Raw genomic sequence first — 12,067 nt, 5'->3', positions numbered from 1 at the left:
AGCATGTCCCAGCTGTTATAAATACGAAAACCCCAAGGAGAAAACCTTTCAGACAGGCTCGGGGTTCCGGCCACAGAAAATAGGCTGTCGCCAAATCATAAAAGATCCGCTACCAGAAGGTGGCGGATCTTTTATTTCCAGCAAGACGCTGATGACGCAGCCTGCTCTCGTGCCAGGTGGTATATGGCTCACGGCCGCTTGACTGCTGCTTGGCTAATCATCGGACCCCAGGATCGGTCCCGACGTTTTCCCCGCCATTCTTTCCAATACCCAGACAAGAACACCCACTGCAAGGCTGGCGATGACCGCCATGATCGCGGATCCGCCGGCATGTAGCAGCAACACGGGAACCCAAAGCAATCCGAGGGAACGATGCACGGTCCGCATCCACTTGTTACGAACTTTGTTAATGAAGAAGCCATACCCGGCGATCGCCAGCAGAATGGCAAAGCCCGCAAGCCCGGTATATGTTTTGTTATCTTGAAGTTTGGTAATCAGAAAATAGACACCGTGAACGGCAATAAGAACCAAGGTCGCCCAACCCAGCAGTTTATGCAGGGAATGTAACAACTTCCCTGTCTTTCTAACCAAATTCGATGGCGATCTCAACTTCTTCTTAAACCAGAACCAAGAGAAAGCTGCCGCTCCAAGGAACACGGAGATCGTACCCAAAGTCTTGAATATTTCCCTGTTGCCCCCACGTCCCTCCCCTCCGAGAGGACGGCCCATTTGTCCTGCAGGCACGTTGCTTACGCCGCCTTCTAGCGGTCGAGGTCCAGATCCCCCGCCGGAAACGGAAGAAATGTAGTAATAGTAGATTACGAGCAAAGCTGCTACCGTAACTGCAATCATTGCCGGAATCCAAACGGTCTTTTTCGTTTTCATTAGTTATACATCCCTTCCAGGAAAATTGCCTTGATTGTACCCCATCAATCTGAATTTAAAATTAAAAGCATACCTTTCAAGCGAGAGTAATAACTTTAATACAGGAGATCGCAATCGGTAGCAAAATTACGTACTATGCTAGCTCCTCTGTTTCCGTTACAATATATAATGTGATTCTGGCATCGGCAGATTAACACGTACTTGAACATTATTGGAGGTGCTATTTTCATGCAAAACGAATCTCATTCAAACGTAAAAATTGTAACAGCCGATCCAAGCGCGATCGGTCTATTCGGCTTGGCTATTGTAACGCTTGTCGCTTCATCCCAAAAGCTCGGTCTCACTGAGGGCTTGAGCTTTATCATCCCCTGGGCTATTTTCCTCGGTGCCTTCGCACAGCTGTTTGCCTGCATTCAGGATGCAAAGCATAACAACACCTTTGGCATGACGGCTTTTGGTGCTTACGCTTTCTTCTGGTTAGCCGTAGCTAGTAGCTGGATGATCAAAATGGGCGTATTCGGCCCTGAGCTGGCTTCTGCTATAGACGGTAAGCAGCTCGGTTTTGCCTTTGCGGGCTATCTCATCTTCACGCTATTCATGACCATTGGAGCGATGGAGACGAATAAGGTCCTGTTCTTTATCTTTGTCCTAATTGATTTCCTGTTCCTGGGTCTTAGCTTCGATGCATTCGGCGTTGCTCCAGAGGTGTTCCACACCCTCGCAGCTTATGCAGAAATGGGTATTGCTTTGCTCTCACTGTATGGTACAGGAGCCGCAGTTCTGAATGCGCATTTTGGTCGTACGTTCCTGCCTGTAGGACGTCCCTTCGGTATTTTCAAGCCACGCCCTTAGCTGTACTGTATATGTAAGCCCCGCAAAGCCGCCTTTCGCGCCGATCCGCGTTAAGGACGGCTTTTTGGGTTATAAAATTGGAATTATTCGGCTTGCCAACTCGGCATCCGCTCTGCCGCATAACGAAGGCCAGCTGCCATCCCTTTGGGAATGATCTCATTAATATTTCCCATTTCCTCCGTAGATAAAGCGATATCGACTGCCCCCGCATTTTCCTCTAAATAAGCAACCCGCTTGGTGCCTGGAATCGGTACAATTCCCTCTTGCGCAAGCAGCCATGCCAAGGCCAGTTGAGAAGGCTTGACCCCTTTTTGAGCAGCGAGGTCCTTAATATGCTGTACGAGATCGAGATTTTTCTGGAAATTCTCAGGCTGAAAGCGTGGCACGGTGCGACGGAAATCATTTTCTGCAAAATCATCAAACTTCTGAATTTGCCCGCTCAAAAAGCCGCGTCCCAGCGGACTGTACGCTACAAATTCGATTCCCAACTCCTTACAAGCGGGTATAACTTCATCTTCCGCTTCCCGGCTCCATAAAGAGTATTCCGTTTGTAGGGCCGTGATCGGGTGAACCTTGTGAGCACGCCGAATGAGTGCAGGAGAAGCTTCGGACAGCCCCAAATAGCGGACTTTTCCCGCCTGAACCAAGTCACTCATCGCGCCGACCGTTTCCTCAATAGGTACATTCGGATCGACACGGTGCTGGTAGTACAAATCAATGACATCGACTCCCAGTCTTTGCAGGCTGCGGTCACATGCCTGTTTTACATATTCAGGACGGCCGTTGACACCCAAGAATGCCCCGTCCGCTCCGCGCATAATGGAGAATTTCGTAGCCAATACCACCTCATCCCGGTGGCTTCGCAGAACTTCACTGATCAGTTTTTCATTTTCTCCCACACCATAGACATCCGCTGTATCCCAGAAGTTGATCCCCAACTCCAACGCACGATGAAGCGTTTTGATCGACTCCTGATCATTCAACTCACCATAAAATTCGGACATTCCCATGCAGCCCAGACCCAGTGCAGATACTTGAAGGTCACTTTTACCCAGTTGTTTCTTTTTCAATTTCCATCACTCCTATCAAAAGAATGCCATCGGCCTTTCTAATCACCATCACGTTACATCCAGTATATTACTACTTAAAGTCAAACATTGTCTAATTACACGCTCTATATCAAATGATTCAGGTGAATTTTTAATTTTCAGGAGTGAAAGCCAACACTAAAAAGCCTGGAAGGTACAGGAAAATTTATCATGCAGAGTATCGTTTAGTGAATATAAAATCCTTAAATAGAAATAATAAACATAAAGTGTAATCAAAGGGGTCGGTTGTAATAATGGATCAAAATGAATCTCATACAAAATTTCCGCAATTTCCGAAATCGTATTGGTTAGCTTCAACTGACATCCCCAGTTTTCCCAAGCTTAGTGGGGATATTCAGGTGGATGTTGCCATTGTAGGTGCGGGGATCACCGGTATTACCACTGCTTATTTACTTTCTAAAAAAGGACTAAACGTCGCAGTCGTCGACGCAGGGCGGATACTTCATGGAACAACGGGCCATACTACCGCCAAAATAACCGCGCAGCATGACTTGATCTACGGCGAGTTTCTTTCACATTTTGGCAAGGAGAAAACCCGGCTCTATTACGAAGCCAACCGTGACGCTCTTCAATTCATTAAACAAACGGTAGAGGAATACAATATCGATTGTCAATTTACAGAAGAAGATGCCTACGTTTATACATGTGCAGATACGTATGTGGAGAAAATCGCTGCCGAATATAAAGCCTACGAAGAATTGGGCATCTCGGGAAGTTATGTCGAGCAAACGCCTCTGCCGTTTTCAACTAAAGCAGCTATTATGATGAAAAACCAGGCCCAGTTTAATCCGGTTCCTTTCTTAAGGTATTTGGCAAATCAAGTCATCCGTCAAGGCGGGAAAATTTATGAGCAAACCACCGTTGTAGGTGTGGAAAAAGGAAACCCTGCTATCATTAAAACAAACGACGGACATAAAATTACCTGCAACCATGTCGTGTCCTCCTCGCATTTTCCATTCAATGATCCAAACAGTCTTTATTTTGCGCGATTGCATGCCGAGCGTTCTTATGTACTAGCCGTCAAGACCGACAGAATCTATCCGGGTGGTATGTACCTAAGTGCGGAAACCCCAAAACGTTCGCTTCGCTCGGTACTGGTAAAGGGAGAACCGATGGTCATCGTCGGCGGGGAAGGCCACAAAACAGGCCAAGGAATCTGCACCTTCCAGTACTATGAAGCTCTAGAAAAGTTCGCAGAGCAAACATTTGGATTAAAGGAAATCATGTATCGCTGGTCAGCCCAAGACTTGTATACGCTAGACAAGCTCCCCTATATTGGACAGGAGCTATCCACCATTCCTAACATCTTTGTGGCTACGGGTTATAGAAAATGGGGGATGACCACAAGTGTGGCGGCAGCTTTATTAAATACGAATCTGATTACCAGAAAGGAAAGCTCGTACCAGGATCTTTTCTCCCCCTCAAGGTTTCATATGGACCCCGACATTAAAACATTCGTGACACAAAATGCGAATGTGGCTAAACACTTGATTGCTGGAAAGTTGGAAATGATCCAGAAAAAAGCCGAAGAACTACAGCACGACGAAGGAGCGGTCATCCAGGTAAATAGCAAAAGGGCGGGCGCTTACCGAGATCTGCAAGGAGCATTGCACCTAGTGGACACAACTTGCACCCATATGGGCTGCGAAGTCGAGTGGAACGAGGCGGAAAGAACATGGGATTGCCCGTGCCATGGCTCTCGCTATTCCTATCAAGGCGAAGTAATCGAAGGACCGGCCAAAAAATCACTTGGCAAGGTTGAATTCGAATAGCACCATCAACCCAAGAGAGCAATAAGAACAGTTCAATCACTGTCCCTTATTGCTCTTTTTTTCGTGACTGCATTGCAAGCAGAAATGAACATCATTATGTATGAACAGAAGCGCTGCTGTAGCTTCTGAACGGTGAGGCAATTCATTTACAGAGCCAAGGCTTCTTCCGTAATCTTTTTAATATCAATGGATGATGGCGTTTCTTCCTTAACCATATCCGGCAAAATATGTTCCAGAAAATAATCAACACATTTTAATTGAATATTTTTAATTTTCACAAGCGCATTACGATACATGACTATAAATTCTTTTTCGGTATTTCCCCGCTGTAGCTCGGCAAATGCTTCGTACACCTGATCCATCTTGTCAGCAACTTCAAGGATTAAACCTTCTACTGAATTGTCTTTGCCTTCTCGGAGCTGTCTGCGGAAAATGGCTTTGAAATCCTCTGGAATGTTCTCTTCAATAAAATACTCAATCATGCCCTCTTCGACCTGCTGGATTAATAACCGAAGCTGCCTGGAGGAATGTTTGACTGGTGTTTTAATGTCTCCAATAAAAATCTCCCCATAATCGTGGCTACTTGTGATCTCGTAAAGCTTTTTCCAGTCAATGCTTACGCCGTTTCTCTCTTCGATATCGGCCAGTGTTTTGGCATATTGTACAACCTTCCAGGAATGAGCAGATACGCTATGTTCCTCAAATTTAAATTTACCAGGACAACGGATGATCCTTTCCAACTCATTTAGTGACCGAAAATACGTATGAATCCCCATGCTTGCATCCATCCTTTAGTTTATATGATATTTGTGGATATAGATCCTACTATAGGCCTCAACTATTAACTACAGATTAGCGCAGTATAAAGTGGAGACTCACACATATAGCACATAAACTAATTTTGCTATACAATTTATATAAAAAAGTAAAAAGTGGTGAAATCGTTGTTCAAAATCTTGCTAATTGAAGATGATAAAACTTTGTTCTATGAAATGAAGGACAGGTTAACTCAATGGGCCTATGATGTGTATGGTATTCAGGACTTTAGTAAAGTAATTCAGGAATTCTCAGCCATAAAGCCTGATCTGGTCGTCATTGATATTCAATTGCCAAAATTTGATGGGTTTCATTGGTGTCGAATGATTCGATCTCACTCTAACATCCCTATCCTTTTTTTATCATCCCGTGATCACCCTACGGATATGGTAATGTCCATGCAGCTTGGAGCTGATGATTTTATCCAAAAACCGTTCCATTTTGATGTACTCATTGCCAAATTACAGGCGACTCTTCGCCGTGTATATAATTACAATACAGAACCCGTCTCCCTGAAAACATGGTGCGGGGCCACGGTGGATTATGAAAAAAATGTAGTTGCCAATGAAGCCGGGTCCATCGAATTAACCAAGAACGAAATTTTCATTCTAAAACTGCTCATCGAGCAAAAAAATAAAATTGTCGCCCGGGAGGAATTAATTAAAAGCCTATGGGATGATGAACGTTTTGTCAGCGACAACACCTTAACCGTCAACTTGAATCGCCTGCGAAAAAAACTGGATGAGCTGGATTTGGGCCGTTTCATTGAAACGAAGGTGGGACAAGGCTACATGGCTACAGAAGAGGCACCTGCCTATGATTAAAAAATATCTAATGGAAAGGCGGAGCTGGATTCTACTGTTTCTGTGTCAGCAATTCCTGATCCTGTTCATTGCTTATGTGGATGCGGCAATCCCGTTGATGCCGATCCTTTATATTGTCTTCTTATCTATGATGATTTTCTTGGTTTTTTTAATCATTCGCTATCTCAAGGAAACCAAATTCTATACATCACTAGAAGAATGGCAGGGCCCTCTCGAATTAACGGGTATAGGCGAACCGGAGAGTCCATTTGAGCAAATCATTGAACAAAAAATCACTGACCAGACCGAACGGCTACAACAGATCATCTCGCAAAATCAATTGACCCTGGAACACGAAAAAGATGAACTATTATCCTGGATTCATGAGGTAAAAACACCTTTGACCGCCATGCATTTGATGATTGAGCGATTGGATGACAAATCCCTAAAGGCTCAGTTAACCTATGAATGGCTACGAATTCACTTGCTGCTGGACCAGCAGCTCCATCAAAAACGCATATCTTTTATTGAAAATGATTTGTATGTCGAGCAAGTGGATTTAAAATCTCTGGTTTTTAAAGAGATCAAAGCCTTACAGTCATGGTGCATCCAAAAAGGGATCGGTTTTGACATCCAACTTGAGCAAATGGAAGTGCTGAGTGATGCCAAATGGCTTGCTTTTATCGTCAGACAGCTCTTAACCAATGCCATCAAATATAGCGATGCCAGTGATATTATCATTCACAGCTGTGAACAAAAGGATCGAATACGGCTTGAGGTCCAAGACTTTGGTCGCGGTATTGATCCGAAGGATGTACCCCGTATTTTCGAGAAAGGTTTTACATCCACGACCCAACATTCTGATCATACTTCAACGGGCATGGGGTTATATCTAACGAAAAAGGCAGCAAAGTCCTTACTTATACATATAGATGTGCACTCCAAACCGAACGCGGGTACAACCTTCACTTTAATTTTTCCCAAACGAAATGATTTCGTGAGTATGGTGAGCATGTGACAGAGATGTCACATGCTTTTATGTATTGTTCGCCCAATCAAAGGAAAAACAACGGCCCTATTTTTATAATAAAGCTACAAGAACAATAAGGAGTGCGTCGAAGTGAATATTTTAGAAGCAAATAAAATTCATAAGAGCTACGGCAACAAACTAAATATTCAAGAGGTATTAAAAGGAATTGATATCCATATTGAAGAAGGGGAATTTGTCAGTATTATGGGAGCCTCCGGTTCAGGTAAAACCACTCTGCTCAATGTCCTTTCCTCCATTGATCAGGTGAGCCACGGGTCCATTAAAATCAATGACATCGAAATGACAAAAATGAAGGAAAAGCAGCTGGCCGAATTCCGCAAAAAGCATTTAGGCTTTATTTTTCAAGAGTATAACCTGCTGGATACGCTAACCGTGAAGGAAAACATTCTCCTCCCCTTATCCATCACCAAAACGCCTAAAAAAGAAGCCAACCGAAGATTTCAGGAAGTGGCTACAGAGCTGGGGATTTATGAGCTTAAAGATAAGTACCCTAATGAAATCTCGGGCGGACAGAAACAGCGTACATCTGCGGCCAGAGCGTTTATTCATGAGCCCAGTATTATTTTTGCCGATGAACCTACGGGTGCGCTGGATTCCAAATCGGCTTCGGATTTATTAAACAAGCTGGGCCAATTAAACCAAAAGCGCAAGGCAACCATTATTATGGTCACGCACGATCCTGTTGCTGCCAGCCATTGCAGTCGGGTCATTTTTATTAAGGATGGACAAATGTATACGCAGCTTCATAAAGGTGAGCAGGAAAGACAAAGCTTCTTCCAGGATATCATGAAAACCCAAGGGGTCTTAGGTGGGGTTCAATATGAACATTAATCAACTCATATTAAAGAATTTGAAAAAAAACCTGAAAAATTATTACCTGTATGTCTTTGCTCTCATTTTCAGTGTTGCGCTCTATTTCGCTTTTGTCACATTACAATACGATCCCTCCATGGATGAAGTGAAGGGTTCGGTTAAAGGTGCGGCTTCCATACGGACAGCATCCATTTTACTGGTGGCCATTGTCTGCATCTTCCTTTTGTATGCTAATAATATTTTTATAAAAAGACGCAGTAAAGAAATTGGCCTATTTCAATTAATCGGAATGACCAAAAATAAAATTTTTCGCATCCTGAGTGCGGAGAATTTAATTCTATACTTCAGTTCCCTATTCATCGGCATTGTGGTTGGATTTTCATTTTCCAAATTAGTGATCATGATTTTATTTAAGACGACGGGCGTCGAAGCCATTGCCACTCTATATTTCTCTAACCAAGCACTTGTTCAAACACTCATCGTTTTTTGTATCATCTACCTGTTGATTATGATCATGAATTATTCCTTTATCAAAAGACAGAGTATTTTGTCTTTGTTCAGAGTGACCTCAACCACCGAAGGGAAAATCAAGAAAATATCTATCTTTGAGATGATCATTGGGATCATTGGAGTCTCTTTCATCGCTTCAGGATACTATGTTTCTTCCAAATTGTTTAGTGGAGACTCTACATCCATGAATGAATTATTTATGGCTATGGTGTTTATTCTAGGCTCTGTCATCATCGGAACACTTCTTTTTTATAAAGGATCCATCCGCTTTATTTCCAATATCATTAGAAAAAGTAAAGGCGGCTATTTAAACATCAATGAGGTGCTGTCTCTCTCATCCATTATGTTCCGCATGAAATCGAATGCTTTGTTGTTGACCATTATTACGACGGTATCGGCACTTGCGATCGGTTTACTCTCCCTAAGCTATATTGCCTATTATTCTGCGGATAAAGCAGCTGAGGACAATGTGCCTTCCCATTTTGCAATGACGAATGTACCGGATGCAGAGAAATTCAAAACGTTACTTCAGGAGCATGATATACAGTATCGTGAAAAGAAAATTGAAGTCATTCAAGTCAGTGTGAACACAGCACAAATCATGGAGACACCTCTAAAAGGATTAAATATCGGTGCGAATTCCATGACGCTGCCTGTCATAAGCGATCAATCTGTGGAGGGTACGGATGTATCTCCAGGTCAAACGGTTTTAACGGGCTATAACGATCTGTTACAGAAATTCATGTCCTTGAAAAACTCTGGTCCATTGGATTTGAAGGGAAAAAAAGAAGTCATACACCAACAATATTTGGGTCTAAAAAAGGACTATATTATTCCCTACTATTTTACAGCCGGGGGACTACCCACTGCCATTGTAGACGAAACCATATTTGAGCGGTTAAAGAAAGATATAAATCCTGAGATTCAAAAGAAATCATCCTTATATATTGGAATTGATATGATTAATGCAGAACAGATTGAAGAAGCAAATCGCCTCTTTACAGCTGCAAATTTTAATGATCAACAAACATCACGCCTTGAAATGAGCAATAATCAGAAGAGAAACATGGGAGTGATTATGTTTGTAGTTGGCTTTTTAGGGCTCACCTTTCTCATTACATCAGGCTGTATCCTTTACTTTAAGCAAATGGATGAAAGCGAAGACGAAAAAGCCAATTATACCGTATTAAGAAAGTTGGGGTTCACACAAGGTGACCTGCTTAGAGGCATTAAAATAAAACAAATCTTTAACTTCGGCATTCCATTAGTGATCGGCCTGTCACACAGCTATTTCGCCGTCCAATCCGGCTGGTTCTTGTTTGGAACTGAAATTTGGATGCCTATGATCATCGTTATGGTACTATACACCGCCTTATATTCCATTTTCGGTATACTGTCCATCCTGTATTATAAAAAAGTCATTAAAGCAGCACTATAATCGGTCAAAAACTCCAGGCGAAAGCACTGGTTAAGAAGAACATAATAAAGAAAGAGCAAGGATGCGTTAACATCCCTGCTCTTTAGCAACAGCCGCTTTTAAGGACGGTCTATTCTGTTGCTTACATCTTTCCTCTCTCAGCTTTTCACAGGGAAAAGTGCATCATATGCAGGACAAGGCAGTTTGTCGAGAAACTCTTGAAGCGGCTTCGGTTTATGTTTGTAAATATCCTTTAAGGACGTTCCATTGTAGATATTGCCGATAACAACAGGATGACATAGCTCACAAATCAGGATATCCCCGTTCCCATGAAGATGAAGCTGCTTTTTACCATCAACACAGTTGGAAAAATATACGCCCGGCTGCTCCTTGAAGCCTAAAGCTTCTGCGAAACGATCCATACAGGTGAAATACAGCACGGTATCGTCCTTTTTATGTGCAATCAAGTCATGGACGGAATGGACAAGTGCTTCCTTAGTGGAGATGGCGTTCCAGTTGGTATGATCCATCACGATGCTGTTTTGGATTTCATGAATTCGTACACCGAGTTCATATACTTTTTCACTGATCGCCGGCATATTGTTCTGCGTCTCGGCAAATAGCAAAGTCTCCAGCACCGTTTCCAGCTTGGCTTCGGTACATAATCGAATATTCTGTACGATTGTCTCATACATGCGAGGATGAACATGATAATAGGCTGCATATTTATCGGCGTCTGTGAAGTTGAAGGAGATATGGATGTTGGAAAGTCCCGCGTCACGCAGTCTCTCAATTCGTTCAGGGCTGAGCAAGCTGGCATTGGTATTAAGTTGGGTTGCGATTCCCTTGCTTGAACAATGAGTCACAATGTGCAGACAATCCTCATACTTCAAGGTCACTTCTCCCCCGGACAGTCGCACACGTTTTAACGTTGGAATGTCATCAATAATACCAATGACCTCATTGCTGCTGATGCATTGCCCGTCGTTTCGCTGATATGCGCAGCAATAATCACACTTGAAGTTGCAATTGGAGGTGACCCCGACTTCCAATCCCTCCAGCTCGTAGATGCCCGGCTTTTCCAGTTCAAGTGCTTTATATTTGTTCTCTATACTCACTTTCTCATGATCCTCCCGATCTCAGGCTTGTGTCTTAAATACCTTTGAGATTATACAGAATAGGAGCAGCTTAGAGATATGACATTGCTAACGGCGAACCGTTACATAAGTAGCGTCATGTTTTGGGTAGGGAACTCCAGAAAAGGCGTAGAAAAGGATTGGAAGCATACCGCCTAGCCTATGAAAACAATAACTTATACTATTCCCCGTTTTTTTTCTTCCCTCAATACATATACTATATCTCAAAATTGTATTCTTAGGGGGAGAGATGCGAAGATGAAAAGGTTAGTTTATGCATGCATGCTTTCTTTACTCCTTATGACTCCGATACAAATCGTGGGAGCAGCTGGTAATACAGCGGAAGCTAGACCAGTTAAACCAGAGTTACTAAGTTCTCTTCGTCAGGGTGGATACATTCTGTTCGTTAGGCACGGTGAAGCAACGCTAGGAGAAGATCAACCTAATCTCGTCTTAGGCGATTGCTCACTCCAAAGGAATCTTTCCGAGGAAGGTAAAAGACAAGCCTTACTTTTTGGGGAAAGGATAAAGAGCTTACAAATCCCCATTCAAACTCCAGTTATAGCAAGTCCCTTTTGTCGAACAAGGGAAACGGCAGAATTAGCTTTTGGAGCAGAAAATGTTCATGTAGATCCCTTCTGGGTTAGAATTTACAATCTAAGTGGGGATGTAACCGCAGCAGAGAAGGAAAGTACATTAGCCGAACTGACTTCTGTGTTAGAGAAAGTTCCACCTTCCGGGACCAACAAAGTTATCATTGCTCACAGTTTCCCTCAAGGCATTGGTTTGGGCGAGATTCCGAACTTGGGTACTGTAGTTGTGAAGCCCAGAGGACAGGGAAACGGTTTTGATATTGTAGACAGGATATCTTTTGCTGAGTTGTCGAGTGTGCCGTGAGAAAAA

General features: G+C 43.1%; 11 protein-coding genes. 7 read left to right on the top strand and 4 right to left on the bottom strand.

Annotated elements, in window-relative coordinates; translation table 11 throughout:
- Window positions 1–213 precede the first annotated feature (213 nt).
- Entirely contained in the window at window positions 214–885 is a 672-nt protein-coding gene (locus ACWGOO_RS15190; protein ID WP_452484710.1) for a hypothetical protein, read from the bottom strand.
- A 228-nt stretch (window positions 886–1,113) separates the two neighbouring features.
- Between ACWGOO_RS15190 and ACWGOO_RS15185 the strand changes: the two genes are divergently transcribed.
- On the top strand, window positions 1,114–1,737 hold the full coding sequence (locus tag ACWGOO_RS15185) for an acetate uptake transporter (RefSeq protein WP_452484708.1): 624 nt from the start codon (window positions 1,114–1,116) through the stop codon (window positions 1,735–1,737).
- A gap of 83 nt (window positions 1,738–1,820) precedes the next feature.
- On the opposite strand, the gene ACWGOO_RS15180 is transcribed toward ACWGOO_RS15185, so the two are convergent.
- Window positions 1,821–2,807, bottom strand: a complete 987-nt coding sequence (locus tag ACWGOO_RS15180; RefSeq protein WP_452484706.1) for an aldo/keto reductase — start codon at window positions 2,805–2,807, stop codon at window positions 1,821–1,823.
- Between the two features lie 272 nt (window positions 2,808–3,079).
- Between ACWGOO_RS15180 and ACWGOO_RS15175 the strand changes: the two genes are divergently transcribed.
- Window positions 3,080–4,618, top strand: a complete 1,539-nt coding sequence (locus ACWGOO_RS15175) for an FAD-dependent oxidoreductase (protein ID WP_452484704.1) — start codon at window positions 3,080–3,082, stop codon at window positions 4,616–4,618.
- Between the two features lie 146 nt (window positions 4,619–4,764).
- Here the strand turns inward: ACWGOO_RS15175 and ACWGOO_RS15170 are convergent, their stop codons facing one another.
- Window positions 4,765–5,394, bottom strand: coding sequence for a YfbR-like 5'-deoxynucleotidase (locus tag ACWGOO_RS15170; protein ID WP_354450522.1), 630 nt, complete (start codon window positions 5,392–5,394; stop codon window positions 4,765–4,767).
- Between the two features lie 168 nt (window positions 5,395–5,562).
- Between ACWGOO_RS15170 and ACWGOO_RS15165 the strand changes: the two genes are divergently transcribed.
- The 4 genes from ACWGOO_RS15165 (at window position 5,563) to ACWGOO_RS15150 (ending at window position 10,049) form a co-directional block, all read left to right on the top strand.
- Window positions 5,563–6,258, top strand: a complete 696-nt coding sequence (locus ACWGOO_RS15165; protein ID WP_452484702.1) for a response regulator — start codon at window positions 5,563–5,565, stop codon at window positions 6,256–6,258.
- A complete protein-coding gene (locus tag ACWGOO_RS15160; protein ID WP_452484700.1) occupies window positions 6,251–7,255 on the top strand; it encodes a sensor histidine kinase in 1,005 nt (334 codons plus the stop codon). Before ACWGOO_RS15165 ends, ACWGOO_RS15160 begins: the two co-directional genes overlap by 8 nt.
- 102 nt (window positions 7,256–7,357) lie before the next feature.
- Complete coding sequence (locus tag ACWGOO_RS15155) at window positions 7,358–8,119, top strand: ABC transporter ATP-binding protein (protein ID WP_452484698.1); 762 nt, start codon at window positions 7,358–7,360, stop codon at window positions 8,117–8,119.
- Window positions 8,109–10,049, top strand: coding sequence for an FtsX-like permease family protein (locus tag ACWGOO_RS15150; protein ID WP_452484696.1), 1,941 nt, complete (start codon window positions 8,109–8,111; stop codon window positions 10,047–10,049). Before ACWGOO_RS15155 ends, ACWGOO_RS15150 begins: the two co-directional genes overlap by 11 nt.
- Window positions 10,050–10,186: 137 nt before the next feature.
- Here ACWGOO_RS15150 and ACWGOO_RS15145 read toward each other — a convergent pair whose 3' ends face one another.
- The gene (locus ACWGOO_RS15145) at window positions 10,187–11,146 is read right to left on the bottom strand and encodes a radical SAM protein (protein ID WP_452484694.1); all 960 of its coding nucleotides are present in this window, start codon (window positions 11,144–11,146) and stop codon (window positions 10,187–10,189) included.
- A gap of 276 nt (window positions 11,147–11,422) precedes the next feature.
- Between ACWGOO_RS15145 and ACWGOO_RS15140 the strand changes: the two genes are divergently transcribed.
- Window positions 11,423–12,061, top strand: coding sequence for a histidine phosphatase family protein (locus ACWGOO_RS15140; RefSeq protein WP_137060870.1), 639 nt, complete (start codon window positions 11,423–11,425; stop codon window positions 12,059–12,061).
- Window positions 12,062–12,067 lie beyond the last annotated feature (6 nt).

It is taken from the genome of Paenibacillus sp. NPDC055715 (assembly GCF_053617595.1).
Note: the sequence above shows the minus strand (reverse complement) of the source record. Positions and strands in the feature narration are given on the sequence as shown.